Origin of the sequence: Burkholderia sp. F1 (assembly GCF_050813845.1) — a bacterium.
Taxonomy (GTDB): domain Bacteria; phylum Pseudomonadota; class Gammaproteobacteria; order Burkholderiales; family Burkholderiaceae; genus Burkholderia; species Burkholderia ubonensis.
Genome location: NZ_CP172421.1, coordinates 3,674,528 through 3,689,533 on the forward strand (window position 1 = coordinate 3,674,528; position 15,006 = coordinate 3,689,533).

Genomic DNA, 15,006 nt, shown 5'->3' on the forward strand with positions numbered 1-15,006 from the left:
GTGCAGGAACGTGGGCGTGTGAAACCGCCCTAGGGCGTGTTCACGCCCTAGGCCGCGTCCGCGTGCGGCTCGGCGGTCGACAGGCGCTGCAGCGCCGACTGCACTTCCTCGGGCTCGAACGCCGCGAGCACATCGGCCGTCGGCTTTTCGAGCGCCTTCAGGTGCGCGCGCAGGATCTCCTGCTTGACGACGAGCAACTGGCTCGTTTGCATCGAGAACTCGGTGAGGCCCATGCCGAGCAAGAGGCGCGTCAGCGCCGGATCGCCCGCCATCTCCCCGCATACCGACACCGGCACCCCGGCACGCTTCGCTTCGCGCAGCGTGTACGCGATCAGGTGCAGCACCGCCGGATGCAGCGGGTCGTACAGATGCGCGACCGCGTTGTCCGCGCGGTCGATCGCGAGCGTGTACTGGATCAGGTCGTTGGTGCCGATCGACAGGAAATCGAAACGCTTCAGGAACAGCGGCAACGCGATCGCCGCCGCCGGAATCTCGATCATCGCGCCGATCCGCACGTTCGGATCGTATGCGAGGCCCGCGTCGTCGAGCTGGCGCTTCGCCTCGCGAATCAGGTCGAGCGTCTGGTCGATCTCCTGCGCGTGCGCGAGCATCGGGATCAGGATCTTCACCTGCCCGAACGCGGACGCGCGCAGGATCGCGCGCAACTGCGTGAGAAACATCTGCGGCTCGGACAGGCTCCAGCGGATCGCGCGCAGGCCGAGCGCCGGGTTCGGCGCGGTCTCGTAGCCTTCGTCAAGCGCTTCGAGCGGCTTGTCGGCGCCGACGTCGATCGTGCGGATCGTCACCGGCATGCCCTTCATCCATTCGACCGCGCGCTTGTACGCGGCGAATTGCTCCTCTTCCTCCGGCATCGCCTTCTGGTGCATGAACAGGAATTCGGAGCGGAACAGCCCGACGCCGACCGCGCCCGCCTCGACCGCCGCTTTCGCGTCGTCGGGCAGCTCGATGTTCGCGTACAGGTCGATCTTGGTGCCGCATAACGTTTGCGTCGGCGAGAACTTGAGACGCTGCAGCTTGCGTTGCTCGAGCGCCTTTTCGGACTGCCGGTACGAATACTCCTCGAGGACGATCGGCGCCGGATCGACGATCACGATGCCCTGGTCGCCGTCGACGATGATCAGATCGTCCTGCCGGATCAGCGTGCTCGCGTGCTGCACGCCGACCGCCGCCGGAATGCCGAGGCTGCGCGCGACGATCGCCGTATGCGACGTGCGCCCGCCGAGATCGGTGACGAACGCCTGGAACGACTGGCTCTTGAACTGCATCATGTCGGCCGGCGCGATGTCGTGCGCGACGACGATCATCTCGTCGGTGCCGGATTTCGCGGCGCCGTCGAGCGCCTGCGACGCGGACGGCGCGCCCGCGAGCGCCTTCAGCACGCGCTCGACCACCTGCTCGATGTCGGCCTTGCGTTCGCGCAGGTATTCGTCCTCGATGTCGTCGAAATGGCGCGTGAGCAGGTCGAGCTGCTCGGTCAGCGCCCATTCGACGTTGTAGCGGCGCGTGCGGATCAGGTCGATGGTTTCCTGCACGAGCATTGCGTCGCTCAGGATCATCGCGTGCACGTCGATGAATGCGCCCACTTCGGTCGGGGTATCGTCGGTCAGGTCCGCGCGAAGCGCGTCGAGCTCGCGATGCACGGCCGCGAGCGCCGCGCGGAAGCGCTCGACCTCGACGTCGATCTGGTTCGCCTCGATCAGGTAATGGGCGACGTCGAGCGCCGCCGGCGCGATCAGATACGCACGACCGATCGCGATACCACGTGAGACGGGAATGCCATGCAGCGTGAACGACACGCGCACCTCCTCTTTACATGAACAGCCGCGGCGCACCGCTGCGATGCGCTTATGACCCCGATAGCGATTATAAATTCCGCGCGTGGCTGCTGACTGCATGCAGCGCAGCATTGCGCGAATCGCATCAATCGTGCCTGCGAAAAAAATGCCGCGATAGGCGCGGCATTCTCACTGGAAACGGCAGCGATTCTGTGCTGCGGGTCACTGCCCTTCGCCGAACTTGTCGGCGATCAGCTTGAGCAGCGCGTCCATCGCTTCATTCTCGTCCGGCCCTTCGGTCTCGATCGTGATCGTGCTGCCGATGCCCGCCGCGAGCATCATCACGCCCATGATGCTCTTCGCGTTGATCTTGCGCCCGTTGCGCGACATCCAGACTTCGGACTGGAAATTGCCGGCCAGTTGCGTGAGCTTGGCCGATGCGCGCGCATGCAGCCCCAATTTATTGACGATGGTGGTTTCTTGTTGAAGCATGGTTCTCGGTCGGTCGAGGCCGCCGGCGGCCAGCGCCGGCGAACGGGTCTAAAACGGGGAACGCAATCCGGTCACGTCGACCGGGTGCGCGGGCACGGCTCCGGCGGAATCGGCGCGCATGCGCCGCAGCCGACCTCGGACGGCGGCGGCGGCGTGCCCGCCGCGACTTCGTGAACGCCTTTCGCGCCGCCGGACAGCGCCTTGTCGACGAGCTTGTCGAGCGGCAACGTGCGGTAGCAGACCGCGCGCACCAGCATCGGCAGGTTGACGCCCGCCAGCACCCGCACGTCCGTGACCTTCGCGAGCTGGCCGGCGATGTTCGCAGGCGTCGCACCGTACATGTCGGTCAGCACGATTGCGCCGTTTTCTTCCCTGAGCCGCGCGAGCTCCGCGTGCGCGAACGCCATCACCTGGACGGGATCGCTGTCGGCCTGCACGTCGATGCAGCCGATGCGCGCGGGCACGCCGCCGTAGATGTGCGCGATGCAGTCCCGCAGCGCGGTCGCGAGCGGGGCATGCGCGATGATCAGAATCCCTGCCATGTCAGCACCCGCCTGTCCGCCCCGAGCCGGGCAACGAGCAACGCGATTGAGAGGATCGATTCATGTTCAAGCCTTGCAACGGTTCGGCCCGGCCGCCGGGCCTTCGGCGCGTCCAAACGCAGCGCCGGGCGAGCGGGCATTGTAGCAGGCCGGTCGGCCTGTCCGGCCGAGCCATTCCGGCGGCGGGGGACCTGCGCGGCCGCCGCCGGCGTTGCGCGAACAGCGCGGCTTACGCGGCCGCGCGCTCCAGCGCGTCGACGAACATCGCGGCAACGTCGAAGCCCGTCTGCTCCATGATCTCGCGGAAACACGTGGGGCTCGTCACGTTCACCTCGGTCAGCCAGTCGCCGATCGCGTCGAGCCCGACCAGCAGCAGCCCGCGTGCGGCCAGCACCGGGCCAAGCGTTTCGGCGATCTCGCGATCGCGCGCGGTGAGCGGTTGCGCGACGCCGATGCCACCCGCCGCGAGATTGCCGCGCACCTCGCTGCCCTGCGGAATCCGCGCGAGCGAATACGGCACGGGCTCGCCTGCGATCAGCAGGATGCGCTTGTCCCCCGCCTTGATCTCGGGGATGAACTTCTGGATCATCAGTGAACGCGTGCCGTCGTGGCCGAGCATCTCGATGATCGAGCCGAGATTCATCCCGTCCGCCTTCACGCGGAACACGCCCATCCCGCCCATGCCGTCGAGCGGCTTCACGATCACGTCGCCGTGCTCGGCATGGAACGCGCGCAGCCGCGCGGCATCGCGCGTGACGAGCGTCGGCGCGACGAACTGCGGGAATTCGCCGATCGCGAGCTTCTCCGAATGATCGCGGATCGCCTGCGGCTTGTTGAACACGCGTGCGCCGGCGCGCTCGGCCACTTCCAGCATCCACGTGGCCGTCACGTACTCCATGTCGAACGGCGGATCCTTGCGCATCAGCACCGCGTCGAACGACGTCAGCAGGCGCGACTCGTGCGCGGCCGCCTCGTACCACGGATGGCGGTGCAGGTCGGCCGTGTCGCCGACGATCGTCACGCGCCGCACGTCCGCCTCGACGCCCGAACCCGTCCACGCGAGCTGGTGCGGCTCGCATGCGTAGACCGCATGCCCGCGCCGCGCGGCCTCCGCCATCATCGCGTAGGTCGAATCCTTGTAGATCTTGAAGCGCTCGAGCGGGTCGGCGATAAAGAGAATGTCCATGCGGGTCCTGTCTTTGCGGTGCCGGCAGCGCGGCCGTTACACCTGGATGGCTTCCGGATCGGTCTTTTCCAGTTCGATCGACGACGCGATCAGCGACAGCCGCGCGACGACGCCGTACATGTAGAACCGGTTCGGCGGCGCGGCGCCCGGCTTGGCGCCTGCATCCGGCAGCGCGGTGTGCTCGAAGCCGAGCGGCACGTAGTGCATGCCCGGCGCGTTCAGGTTCTGGTCGCGCTCGCGGCCGCCGTGCGTGCGGTAGAAGCCGCCGACCACGTAGCGGTCGATCATGTAGACGACCGGCTCCGCGACCTCGTCGCCGATCCGCTCGAACGTGTACACGCCTTCCTGCACGATCACGTCGCGCACCGCGACGCCGGCCTTCGATTCGGCCATCTGCGCGCGCTCCGCCTTCGACATCCGGCCGATCTCGGCCGCGTCGTGCACGGTCATCACGCCGCGCCCGGCGGTGCCGGCATCGGCCTTCACGACGACGTAAGGCTTCTCGCTGATGCCGTACTCGCGATACTTGCGCGCGATCTTCTTCAGCACGCCGTCGATCGCGTCGGTAAGCGCCTGCTCGCCTTCATGCCCCTGCCAGTCGACGCCCTCGACGTGCGCGAAATACGGATTCACCATCCACGGATCGACGCCGACCATCTTCGCGAACTTCTTCGCGACGTCGTCATAGCACGAGAAGTGCGTCGACTTGCGGCGCACCGCCCAGGCCGCGTGCAGCGGCGGCAGCAGGTACTGCTCGTGCAGGTTTTCCAGCACGGGCGGGATGCCGGCCGACAGGTCGTTGTTCAGCAGGATCGAGCACGGGTCGAAGTTCTTCAGGCCGAGCCGGCGCGGCGTGCGCTCGAGCGGCTCCAGCACGATCTTCTGGCCGTCGGCGAGCGTGATCGGCGTGATGTCGGTGATGCTCGGGTCGAGCGAGCCGAAGCGCACGTTGAGGCCGGCCTGGCGCATGATCGTCGCGAGCCGCGCGACGTTTTCCAGATAGAACGCGTTGCGGGTCGGCAGCTCGGGAATCACGAGCAGGTTCTTCGCGTCCGGGCAGATCTTCTCGATCGCGGCCATCGCCGCCTGCACGGCGAGCGGCAGCACTTCGGACGGCAGGTTGTTGAAGCCGCCGGGAAACAGGTTGGCGTCGACGGGCGCCAGCTTGAAGCCGGCGTTGCGCAGGTCGACCGAACAGTAGAACGGCGGGGTGTGTTCCTGCCATTCGAGCCTGAACCAGCGTTCGATCGCAGGCGTGGCGTCGAGGATCTTCTGCTCGAGTTCAAGCAGCGGACCGTTTAACGCCGTAACGAGGTGGGGAACCATGAATCACTCGCGAGCGGGAGAATGAAGATTGTAGAGCAATTGCATTGCCCATTTGGGGATTGTTCCCGGGATCGCAAGGATTTGGAGGAAGTTTCTGGCTATTGACCCGATAGCGCGCAGGGTTACCCGCTGCCGGGCCCGGTTGCAGGAGAAAAAAAACCCGCCGGGAAGGCGGGCCGAAGTCGCTGCGCTCATTCGTCGCGGGGGCGGCGTCGCGGCCGCCCGCCGTCCATCGTTCCGTCTTATTCGACGTGCTCGCCGTGCAGGATCACGTCGAGGCCTTCGCGCTCTTCCTCTTCCGACACGCGCAGGCCGATCGTCAGGTCGATCAGCTTCAGCAGGATGAAGCTCAGCACGCCGCTGTAGACCAGCGTGATCAGGACGCCCTTCGCCTGCAGCAGCAGGCTGCCGTCGGCGCCGCCGATGTCCTTGACCGCGAACACGCCCGTCAGCAGCGCGCCGAGGATCCCGCCCACGCCGTGCACGCCGAACGCGTCGAGCGAATCGTCGTAGCCGAGCTTCGACTTGAGCCACGTCGCCGACCAGAAGCAGACCACGCCCGCCGCGATGCCGATCACGAGCGCGCCCGCCACGCCGACGAAACCGGCGGCCGGCGTGATCGCCACGAGACCCGCGACCGCGCCCGACACGATGCCGAGCACCGACGGCTTGCCCTTCGCGATCCATTCGGCAAACATCCAGCCGAGCGCCGCGCAGGCCGTCGCGACCTGCGTCGTCAGCATCGCGAAGCCGGCACGGCCGTCGGCCGCGACCGCCGAACCGGCGTTGAAGCCGAACCAGCCGACCCACAGCATCGAGCCGCCGATCATCGTCAGCACCAGGTTGTGCGGCGCCATCGATTCACGGCCGTAGCCGACGCGCTTGCCGAGCACGAGGCACGACATCAGGCCCGCGATGCCGGCGTTGATGTGCACGACCGTGCCGCCCGCGAAGTCGAGCACGCCGTCCGCCGACAGCCAGCCGGTCGGCTCCCACACCATGTGCGCGATCGGCACATAGACGATCAGCGACCAGAGCGTCATGAACACGAGCATCGCCGAGAACTTCATCCGGTCGGCGAACGCGCCGCAGATCAGCGCCGGCGTGATGATCGCGAACGTCATCTGGTAGACGAAGTAGACCGATTCCGGAATCGTCGTCGCGAGATGGCTCACGGTCAGCGTCGTCGCCTTGTCGCCGTGGATGTAGTTCATCCCGTGCAGGAACACGCGCGACAGCCCGCCGATGAAGCCGTTGCCCGGCGTGAACGCGAGGCTGTAGCCGACCACCGTCCAGAGCACCGTGATCAGCGCGGTGATCGCGAAGCTCTGCATCACGGTCGCGAGCACGTTCTTCTTGCGGACCATGCCCGCGTAGAACAGCGCGAGGCCCGGGATCGTCATGAACAGCACGAGCGCGGTGGACGTCAGCATCCACGCGGTGTCGCCCGCGCTGATCTTCGACGAATCGACCGAGAACGGCGCGGTCGGCGCGGCGGGCGCGGCCGGGGCCGACGCGGCCGCGGCGGCCGATGCCTCGGCGCCCGAAGCCGGCGCGGCGGCGGCCGAAGCGGCCGGGGCGGCAGCCTCCGACGCAGCCGGCGCCGAAGCGGCCGGGGCCGCAGTTGCCGACGCGTCGGCAGCCGATGCGGCAGGCGCGGACGCAGCCGCGGCCGACGCCGCGTCGTCCGCGAGCGCGGGGCCAACGCCGGCCGCGATCAGCGAGCCGGCCATCAGCAGGGTCATCAGAAGTTTGCGCATCTTGGTTTTCCTCTTGTCGCTCGTCTTGTCTGTTACAGCGCGTCCGCGCCTGTCTCCCCGGTGCGGATCCGGATCACCTGCTCGATCGGCGTGACGAAGATCTTGCCGTCGCCGATCTTGCCGGTGCGCGCGGCCCGCTCGATCGCTTCCACCGCCTGGTCGACGAGATCGTCGGACACAGCCGCCTCGATCTTCATCTTCGGCAGGAAATCGACCACGTATTCGGCGCCCCGATACAGTTCGGTATGCCCTTTCTGGCGGCCGAACCCTTTCACCTCCGTCACCGTGATGCCGGAGACGCCGAGGGCGGAGAGCGCCTCGCGCGTCTCATCGAGCTTGAACGGCTTGATGATTGCGGTAATGAGTTTCATGAAGTCCTCTCGCTGGGTTGTCCCGTCGAATTGGTTGGATGTGTACCGGGCTCTCTTCAGCAACTCGCATGCCATGTGCGTCCAGGTGACGCATTCCGCCGCGCGGTGAGCGGTCGCATCCCGTGCGAAAAGACGTCGAAGCCCGGCCGAACGGCCAACGGGGGCCGGGTTTGCTGGCGCCGGGCGACGATCGTTGCTAGAGTGCACGCACGTCCCGGGATGCAGGGACTTTCACCCATGCGGGCGCCATGCCCGGAAATCGCGCGCGACGCGCACCATTTCCGGTCATGCGTGCTTCATGGGCACGTATGCAACTGACGATGCACATTTTTTGTGCAATGAAGGGGAATCACATGAAACAACCCAGCGATGTTTTCAACGATCTGCAGTCGCGCGTCAGCGACCTGCTGAAAAACTCGCCGGCCAAGGATGTCGAGCGCAACGTGAAGGCCATGCTGTCGCAAGGCTTCTCGAAGCTCGACCTCGTCACCCGCGAGGAGTTCGACACGCAGGCGCAGGTGCTCGCCCGCACCCGCGTGCGTCTCGAGGAGCTGGAAAAGCGCGTCGCGGAACTCGAGCAGAAGCTCGCCGCTTCACAAGCGTAATGTCACAAGCCTGATGATTTCGCAGGCATGACCGGCAGGCCGCGTGCCGCGGCCTGCCGGTCATGCCTTGCGCTGATATGTAGTACTCGCGTCGTTCTTTCTTCCGCGCCACGCCGGCAAGCGCGCACCGATCCCTCCCTTTCCCGCGGCAGGCGGCCCGACCCGCTGCCCGACCGCTCAACAGGAGCCTCGCCATGTCGCTTGCCGTGGTGCGCAGCCGCGCCCCGGCGGCCGGCCGCGCGCCGGACGTCACCGTCGAAGTCCATCTCGCCAACGGCCTGCCGTCGTTCTCGATCGTCGGCCTGCCCGATCTCGAAGTCCGCGAAAGCCGCGAGCGCGTGCGCGCCGCGCTGCAGAACTGCGGATTCGAATTTCCGGTCCGCCGCATCACCGTCAATCTCGCGCCCGCCGACCTGCCGAAGGAATCGGGCCGCTTCGACCTGCCGATCGCGCTCGGCATCCTCGCCGCGAACGGCCAGATCCCGGCCGACGCGCTGATCGGCCGCGAATTCGCCGGCGAACTGTCGCTGACCGGCGCGCTGCGGCCGATGCGCGGCGCGTTCGCGATGGCGTGCGGCGTCGCGCGCGACCGGCATGCCGGCGGCGCCGAGCCGGCCGCGCCGTCCCGCGACCCCGAGCTTTACCTGCCGCTCGACAGCGCCGCCGAAGCCGCGCTCGTGCCGGGCGTGACCGTATTCGGCGCGCCCGATCTCCCCGCGCTGTGCGCGCACCTGGCCGACGCGCCCGACGGGCGGCTCGCCCCCGTCGCCGCGCCGCGGCTCGAGGGGCGGCCGGCGTCGGCCGCGCCCGACCTCGCCGACGTGATCGGCCAGCGCGGCGCGCGGCGAGCGCTCGAAGTCGCCGCCGCGGGCGGGCATCACATGCTGATGGTCGGGCCGCCCGGCGCGGGCAAGTCGATGCTGGCCGCCCGGCTGCCGGGGCTGCTGCCGCCGCTGACCGACGACGAGGCGCTCATGTCGGCCGCGCTGCTGTCGGCGAGCCGCGCCGGCTTCTCGCCCGCGCAGTGGCGGCAGCGGCCATTTCGCACGCCGCATCACTCGTCGAGCGCCGCGGCGCTCGTCGGCGGCCGCAATCCGCCACAGCCGGGCGAGATCACGCTCGCGCACCTCGGCGTGCTGTTCCTCGACGAGTTGCCGGAATTCGACCGGCACGTGCTGGAAATGCTGCGCGAGCCGCTCGAAGCGGGCCGCATCACGATTTCCCGCGTGGCGATGCAGGCGGATTTCCCCGCCGCGTGCCAGTTGATCGCCGCGATGAACCCGTGCCCGTGCGGCTGGCACGGCGACCCGTCAGGCCGCTGCCGCTGCTCGCCGGATGTCGCCGCGCGCTACCTGCGCAAGCTGTCCGGGCCGCTGCTCGACCGCATCGACATCCAGATCGACCTGCCCGCGCTCACGCCGGCCGAGCTCGCGGCACGGGCGTCGGCGCCCGGCGAGCCGAGCGCGGCGGTCGCCGCGCGGGTCGCGCAGGCGCGCGCGCTGCAGCTCGACCGCCAGGGCAAGACCAATCACATGCTGACCGGCCGCGAGACCGACGACCTGTGCCGGCCGACCGACGAAGGCGAGCGCCTGCTGCGCGAGGCCGGCGAGCGGTTCGGCTGGTCCGCGCGGGCGTATTACCGGGTGCTGAAGGTCGCGCGGACGATCGCCGATCTCGCCGGCGACCCGTTGCCGACCGCCGCGCAGATCGCCGAGGCGATCCGCTACCGGCGCGCGCTGAGCGCGCTTTGAGGACAAAATTGGCTGTCAAGACTTGACTTATGCACAATTCCGCGTATCCGGGCCCGGATTGCGTCGCGACGGGCAATACTTGACGGTCGAATTGCATGCCCTTGTTTTGATTGACTTTTCTTGAACGTCAAGCAGCCGCGCAAGCAGGCTGGAAGGCCGTCCGGCGCGGGTAGGCGGCAGGTTCGGCCAACTTTTCAACAAAGTTATCCACACGTGCTGTGGATAGCCGAAAAAGCCCAGCAAAATCCGGCGATTAGCGGCGAATGCTGCGAAGGAACTTTCAGTCGGCAAAGACGCTCTGAGGCGCCCTCGCCCGCCACGTTCAGTCGAGTTTCAACGAGCCGAAGAACTGATCGAGCTGTTCCGGCGCAAGCGGCGCGTCGGCGATCACGACCGCCTGGTACGCATGCTTGCCGCGCGCGACGAGCCGCGCCACGATCGTCTTGCGGGCGCGCTCCTGCCCGGCCGACGCGCCGGCGACGCGCAGCTCGAGCCCGCTCACCGCGCCGCCCGCCGCGAGCGGCACCGGCACCGCGGCCGTCTGCGGCGCGCCGTCGAGGTTGCGGGACAAGCCCGCGCGCAAGTAGTCGAGCACCGCGCGCCGAGTGTCGTCGCGGTCGTCGGGCAGCATCACCGTGCCGACCGCGAACACCGCGCCGGCGACGTGCGCGGCCTGCATCCGCATCTTCATTGGCGTGCCGCCGATCGCGACCGTGTGTTCCTCGACGGTCGGCTTCGCGGGCAGGTCGATCGTGTAGCCGGCGTCGTTGTGCAGCGTGCGCCAGTCGAAGGACGGCGAGCACGCGGCCAGCGCGGCGCTCGCGCAGACGACTGCGGCGAACTGCCGCAGCGGACGAAAACGACGAAAGGATCGAAAAAGGGGACGCAGCGAATCGGCAAGTTCCTTCGGCATGACGCGGATCGAGGCAGGCAAAGCGTGCATTATGCGTCGAACGGCCATCCGCGGATGCGCGGCGGCCTCCGGTGCGCGCGCCGCATTCGCGCTAAAATGACTGCCGAATTTCGACCGCCATGTCCTGCGCCGTCGACCGACTCCGAGAGCCCCGCAGATGAACTCCACGCCTCCCACCCAGGGCCGCCGCGCCAGCCCGATGCGCTACGTCGCGGCCGCCGTCGTCGTGGCCGCGATCGCCGTGGCCGGCTTTTTCGCGTTCAACGGCAAGTCCAGCGCGCCGGACGCCACCTTCACGCTGCTGTCGGGCCAGAAGATTTCGACCGCGTCCGACCTGAAGGGCAAGGTCTACCTCGTCAACTTCTGGGCGACGAGCTGCGCGACCTGCATGCAGGAAATGCCGCAGATGGTCGAAACCTACAACCGCTTCAAGGGACAGGGCCTGGAATTCGTCGCGGTCGCGATGAACTACGATCCGCCGATGTACGTCGCGAACTACGCGCAGACGCGCCAGCTGCCGTTCAAGGTCGCACTCGACGACGGCAGCGCCGCGAAGCAGTTCGGCAACGTGCAGCTGACGCCGACGACCTTCGTCGTCGACAGGAACGGCAAGATCCTGAAGCGCTATGTCGGCGCGCCGCAGTTCGCGGAGCTCGACGCGCTGCTCAAGAAGGCGCTCGGCAGCGCCGCCTGAGCGCCCGCCCGATACCCGGCCGACGCCTCGCCGCAAGCAGGCCCCCAGGACGGACCGCATGACCGGACAGCACCGGTTCCGCGGTCCGTTTCGTTTCAGCGGTCCGTTTCGCCTTTCGCCGACAGCCCGTAGCGCTTCATCTTCTCGTAGAGCGTCGCCTTGCCGACGTGCAGCCGGTCGGCAGTCGCCGCGACCGCGCCGCCGGTCTGGTTCAGCGCTTCGGCGATCACCGCGCGCTCGAACTCCTCGATCCGCTCCTTCAGCGTCTGCTCGTTCGCGTCGTCGCCCGCCGCGCCCGCATCCTGCGGCATGTCCGCGACGCCGAGCACGAACCGGTCGGCCGCGTTGCGCAGCTCGCGCACGTTGCCCGGCCAGTCACGCTGCATCAGGCTCGTGCGCTGCCGGTCGGTGAGCACCGGCGCCGGGCGGTCGTAGCGCACGGCCGCATCGAGCATGAAGTGCTCGAACAGCGGCACGATGTCCTCGCGGCGCTCGGCGAGCGGCGGCAGCGCGATCGTCACGACGTTGAGCCGGTACAGCAGGTCGCGCCGGAACGTGCCGGCCGCGACAAGTTCACTCATGTCGCCCTTCGCGGCCGCGACGACCCGGCAGTTCACGCGGATCGGCTGGTTCGAGCCGAGCCGCTCGAGCACGCCGTCCTGCAGCACGCGCAGCAGCTTCACCTGCAGCGCGAGCGGCATGCTTTCGATCTCGTCGAGGAACAGCGTGCCGCCGGACGCGTATTCGAGCTTGCCGACCCGGCGCTTCGCCGCGCCCGTGAACGCGCCGGGCTCGTAGCCGAACATCTCCGACTCGAACATCGGCTCGGGCAGCGCGCCGCAGTTCACCGCGATGAACGGCTTGTCGCGGCGCGGCGACAGCTCGTGCAGGCTGCGCGCGATCAGTTCCTTGCCGGCGCCGGTGTCGCCGTTGATGAGGACCGACGCATCGGTCGGCGCGACGTTCGCAATCAGCTTGCGCACCTGCTCGATCGCCGGGCTGCGGCCGATGATGCGCGGCGCGACGACGCTCTGCTCGGCCAGCTCGCGGCGCAGCGCATGGTTCTCGAGCACCAGCTCGCGCCGCTCCAGCGCGCGCCGCACCGTCTCGATCAGCCGCTCGGCGGCGAACGGCTTCTCGATGAAGTCGTAGGCGCCGTCGCGCATCGCCTGCACCGCCATCGAGATGTCGCCATGGCCGGTGACGAGGATCACCGGCACGTCGGGCACGCGCTCGCGGCATTGGGCGAGCAGGTCGAGCCCGCTCGCGCCGGGCAGGCGGATGTCGCTGACGATCACGCCGGCGGCGTCGGCGACGATCGCCTTCTCGGCAGCCTCGGCCGACTCGAAGCCGGTCACGTCGAAACCTGCCAGCTGGAGGCTCTGCACGCTCGCGCGGCGCACGAGCGCGTCGTCTTCGATATAGATCACTTGCAGCCGGTTGGCCATCGTACTCACTTGCTCCTGATGGGCGGGCGCGGGTCGGTTCACGCCGATTGTCCGTCGATTCGGCCCGCGGCGCGCCGCGGGCGGCCAGCGCAAGCCCGCTATTGGCGTGAACAGGCCCTAGCGCGAGCCCGTCCGCTCGGACACGGAGTCCGGATGATGCGTGCGGGCGCGCCGCAACGTCAAGACGAACAGCGCGCCGCCGCCCGGCGCGTTGCGGGCGGTCAGCGAGCCGCCCGCGTCGCTCGCGATCGACGACGAGATCGCGAGCCCGAGGCCGAGCCCGCGCCCCATTTCCTTCGTCGTGAAGAACGGCTCGAACAGGCGCGGCAGCAGGTCGGGGGCAATGCCCGGGCCGTTGTCGCGCACCTGGATCGCGAGCGTCGCGGCCGACGCCTCGATCGTCACGTCGATGCGAGGGGCGGCCCCCGCCGCGACCGCGTCGAGCGCGTTGCCGAGCAGGTTGATCAGCACCTGTTCGAGACGCAGGTCCTCGCAGCGCGCGACGAGCTCCGGATGATCGTTCGCGAGATCGAGCGACGCATCCCGCGCGGGCGACACCGCGGCATCCCGCAACGTCAGCACCAGCTCGACGCCGCGCAGCCGTTCGCCGAGCAGCCCGAGCACGCTGCGCAGCGCGCGCACGACGAGCGCCTGCTCGTTGCGCGGCCGCGCGCGGCCGACGAACAGCTTCAGCTGGTTGGTGATCTTGCCCATCCGCTCGGTGAGCGCGGCGATCGCCTCGAGGTTCTCGCGCGCGGCCGCCTGCTCGCCGCGGTCGAGCAGCACGCGCGTGTTGTCGGAAAAGCTGCGCAGCGCGGCGAGCGGCTGGTTCAGCTCGTGCGTGATGCCCGCCGCCATCTGGCCGAGCGCGGCGAGCTTGCTCGCCTGGATCAGCTCGTCGTGCGCGGCGCGCAGGTCCTGTTCGGCGCGAATCCGGTCGCCGACCTCCTTCTGCAGCTGCGCATTCGCTTCCGACAGATCGGCCGTGCGCTCCTCGACGCGCCGGTTCAGCTCCGCGTACGCCTGCTGCAGCAGCGCGCGGCTGCGGATCATCTCGCGCACGCGGGCGCGGCGCATCCGCCAGTAGAACGCGAGCAGCGCGACCGACACGAAGCCGAAACCGGTGACGATCGTCGCGTTGCGCGCGTCGGCGTCGACCGGCGCGATCGGCGCGAGCGTGACGAGCAGCCAGTCCGGCTCGCCGATGCGGCGCTGCGTCGCGAGATAGCGCGGCGCGCGGCGGCCCGGCCCGAGCCGCACGATCTGCGCATCGGGATCGAGCACCTGCTCGACCCTGAGCGGCAACGGTGTGACCGGCTGCTGCGCGTACTGGCGGGTCTCGAAGATCGACGCGGCGACGGGCCCCTCGAGCGGCTTGAGCGTGTGGTATTTCCACGCGGGCACCGACGACAGGAACACGACGCCGTGATCGTCCGCGACGACGAGCGGCTCGGACGCGTCGGCGCCCTGGAACCATTCGAGGTTGAGCTTCACGACGACGACGCCGACGATCCGGCCGTCGCGCCACACGGGCTGCGAGATGTAGTAGCCGGGGTCGCGCGAGATCGTGCCGATGCCGAAGAAGCGGCCGACCTGGCCGTTCATCGCGTCGATGAAATACGGGCGGAAACGGTATTCGATCCCGATGAAGCTGTCGGGCGCGCGCCAGTTGCTCGCGGCGACGCACAGGCCGTCCGCGCCGACGAGATAGGTGACGGTCGCGTGCGCGTGCTGGTTGAGGTCTTCAAGGTAGCGGTTCGCGCGCGCGGCGTAGTCGGCGCGCTTCGGCTCGGCGAGCAGCTCCTGCACGTACGGATGGCTGCCGAGCAGGTACGGCAGCGATTCGTAGCGGTCGAGGGTGCTCTTCAGCGCGTTGGTCGTGCGGTCGACGCGCACCGCGGCATTGCGCTGCAGTTCGCCGACCCCGCGCTGCCAGGTTACGGTCCACGTCAGCGCGCACGCCGCGGCGAGCACGGCGGCGAGCGCGACGAGGACGAGCAGACGGCGCTTCAAGGTGACGGCTTCCTGGCGATGCGGATCGACTATTGTGTCATAGCCGTCCCCCTCCGCCCTGCCGCCGCGCGGCGCGGCGCCCGCGGGCGGCGCCGCCTGCTCCTTCATG

Annotated in this window: 13 protein-coding genes; 3 read left to right on the forward strand and 10 right to left on the reverse strand. The window is 68.7% G+C overall.

Going from position 1 to position 15,006, the window contains the following annotated elements:
• Window positions 1-47 precede the first annotated feature (47 nt).
• The 7 genes from ptsP to ACFIMZ_RS17370 form a co-directional block, all read right to left on the reverse strand.
• Entirely contained in the window at window positions 48-1,817 is a 1,770-nt protein-coding gene (gene ptsP / locus ACFIMZ_RS17340; protein ID WP_431820579.1) for a phosphoenolpyruvate--protein phosphotransferase, read from the reverse strand.
• A 201-nt stretch (window positions 1,818-2,018) separates the two neighbouring features.
• Window positions 2,019-2,288: an HPr family phosphocarrier protein gene (locus ACFIMZ_RS17345; protein ID WP_431820580.1), complete on the reverse strand. Its 270-nt coding sequence runs from the start codon at window positions 2,286-2,288 to the stop codon at window positions 2,019-2,021.
• A 71-nt stretch (window positions 2,289-2,359) separates the two neighbouring features.
• A complete protein-coding gene (locus ACFIMZ_RS17350) occupies window positions 2,360-2,830 on the reverse strand; it encodes a PTS sugar transporter subunit IIA (protein ID WP_431820581.1) in 471 nt (156 codons plus the stop codon).
• A gap of 229 nt (window positions 2,831-3,059) precedes the next feature.
• The gene (gshB, locus tag ACFIMZ_RS17355) at window positions 3,060-4,016 is read right to left on the reverse strand and encodes a glutathione synthase (RefSeq protein WP_431820582.1); all 957 of its coding nucleotides are present in this window, start codon (window positions 4,014-4,016) and stop codon (window positions 3,060-3,062) included.
• A 36-nt stretch (window positions 4,017-4,052) separates the two neighbouring features.
• Window positions 4,053-5,342, reverse strand: a complete 1,290-nt coding sequence (gshA, locus tag ACFIMZ_RS17360) for a glutamate--cysteine ligase (RefSeq protein WP_431820583.1) — start codon at window positions 5,340-5,342, stop codon at window positions 4,053-4,055.
• Between the two features lie 242 nt (window positions 5,343-5,584).
• A complete protein-coding gene (locus ACFIMZ_RS17365) occupies window positions 5,585-7,102 on the reverse strand; it encodes an ammonium transporter (RefSeq protein WP_431820584.1) in 1,518 nt (505 codons plus the stop codon).
• Between the two features lie 32 nt (window positions 7,103-7,134).
• Window positions 7,135-7,473: a P-II family nitrogen regulator gene (locus ACFIMZ_RS17370; protein WP_006398175.1), complete on the reverse strand. Its 339-nt coding sequence runs from the start codon at window positions 7,471-7,473 to the stop codon at window positions 7,135-7,137.
• 353 nt (window positions 7,474-7,826) lie between these two features.
• Here ACFIMZ_RS17370 and ACFIMZ_RS17375 point away from each other — a divergent pair, with 353 nt between their 5' ends.
• Both ACFIMZ_RS17375 and ACFIMZ_RS17380 read left to right on the forward strand, forming a co-directional pair.
• Complete coding sequence (locus tag ACFIMZ_RS17375) at window positions 7,827-8,078, forward strand: accessory factor UbiK family protein (protein WP_006398174.1); 252 nt, start codon at window positions 7,827-7,829, stop codon at window positions 8,076-8,078.
• Window positions 8,079-8,272: 194 nt separating this feature from the next.
• Window positions 8,273-9,829 (forward strand): YifB family Mg chelatase-like AAA ATPase, encoded by a 1,557-nt coding sequence (locus ACFIMZ_RS17380; protein WP_431820585.1) that lies wholly within the window; start codon window positions 8,273-8,275, stop codon window positions 9,827-9,829.
• A 322-nt stretch (window positions 9,830-10,151) separates the two neighbouring features.
• Here ACFIMZ_RS17380 and ACFIMZ_RS17385 read toward each other — a convergent pair whose 3' ends face one another.
• The gene (locus ACFIMZ_RS17385) at window positions 10,152-10,742 is read right to left on the reverse strand and encodes a hypothetical protein (RefSeq protein WP_431820586.1); all 591 of its coding nucleotides are present in this window, start codon (window positions 10,740-10,742) and stop codon (window positions 10,152-10,154) included.
• A gap of 157 nt (window positions 10,743-10,899) precedes the next feature.
• On the opposite strand from ACFIMZ_RS17385, the gene ACFIMZ_RS17390 reads away from it, so the two are divergent.
• Complete coding sequence (locus tag ACFIMZ_RS17390) at window positions 10,900-11,436, forward strand: TlpA disulfide reductase family protein (RefSeq protein ID WP_431820587.1); 537 nt, start codon at window positions 10,900-10,902, stop codon at window positions 11,434-11,436.
• Window positions 11,437-11,531: 95 nt separating this feature from the next.
• Here the strand turns inward: ACFIMZ_RS17390 and ACFIMZ_RS17395 are convergent, their stop codons facing one another.
• Window positions 11,532-12,884, reverse strand: coding sequence for a sigma-54-dependent transcriptional regulator (locus ACFIMZ_RS17395; RefSeq protein WP_431822522.1), 1,353 nt, complete (start codon window positions 12,882-12,884; stop codon window positions 11,532-11,534).
• A gap of 117 nt (window positions 12,885-13,001) precedes the next feature.
• On the reverse strand, window positions 13,002-15,005 hold the full coding sequence (locus ACFIMZ_RS17400; RefSeq protein WP_431820588.1) for a sensor histidine kinase: 2,004 nt from the start codon (window positions 15,003-15,005) through the stop codon (window positions 13,002-13,004).
• Between the last annotated feature and the right edge of the window lies 1 nt (window position 15,006).

Coding starts and splice junctions, on each gene's coding strand:
- ACFIMZ_RS17345 (WP_431820580.1), bottom strand. CDS start 2,288: ATGCTTCAACAAGAAACCACCATCGTCAATAAATTGGGGCTGCATGCG.
- ACFIMZ_RS17350 (WP_431820581.1), bottom strand. CDS start 2,830: ATGGCAGGGATTCTGATCATCGCGCATGCCCCGCTCGCGACCGCGCTG.
- gshB (WP_431820582.1), bottom strand. CDS start 4,016: ATGGACATTCTCTTTATCGCCGACCCGCTCGAGCGCTTCAAGATCTAC.
- gshA (WP_431820583.1), bottom strand. CDS start 5,342: ATGGTTCCCCACCTCGTTACGGCGTTAAACGGTCCGCTGCTTGAACTC.
- ACFIMZ_RS17365 (WP_431820584.1), bottom strand. CDS start 7,102: ATGCGCAAACTTCTGATGACCCTGCTGATGGCCGGCTCGCTGATCGCG.
- ACFIMZ_RS17370 (WP_006398175.1), bottom strand. CDS start 7,473: ATGAAACTCATTACCGCAATCATCAAGCCGTTCAAGCTCGATGAGACG.
- ACFIMZ_RS17375 (WP_006398174.1), top strand. CDS start 7,827: ATGAAACAACCCAGCGATGTTTTCAACGATCTGCAGTCGCGCGTCAGC.
- ACFIMZ_RS17380 (WP_431820585.1), top strand. CDS start 8,273: ATGTCGCTTGCCGTGGTGCGCAGCCGCGCCCCGGCGGCCGGCCGCGCG.
- ACFIMZ_RS17385 (WP_431820586.1), bottom strand. CDS start 10,742: ATGCCGAAGGAACTTGCCGATTCGCTGCGTCCCCTTTTTCGATCCTTT.
- ACFIMZ_RS17390 (WP_431820587.1), top strand. CDS start 10,900: ATGAACTCCACGCCTCCCACCCAGGGCCGCCGCGCCAGCCCGATGCGC.
- ACFIMZ_RS17395 (WP_431822522.1), bottom strand. CDS start 12,884: ATGGCCAACCGGCTGCAAGTGATCTATATCGAAGACGACGCGCTCGTG.
- ACFIMZ_RS17400 (WP_431820588.1), bottom strand. CDS start 15,005: ATGAAGGAGCAGGCGGCGCCGCCCGCGGGCGCCGCGCCGCGCGGCGGC.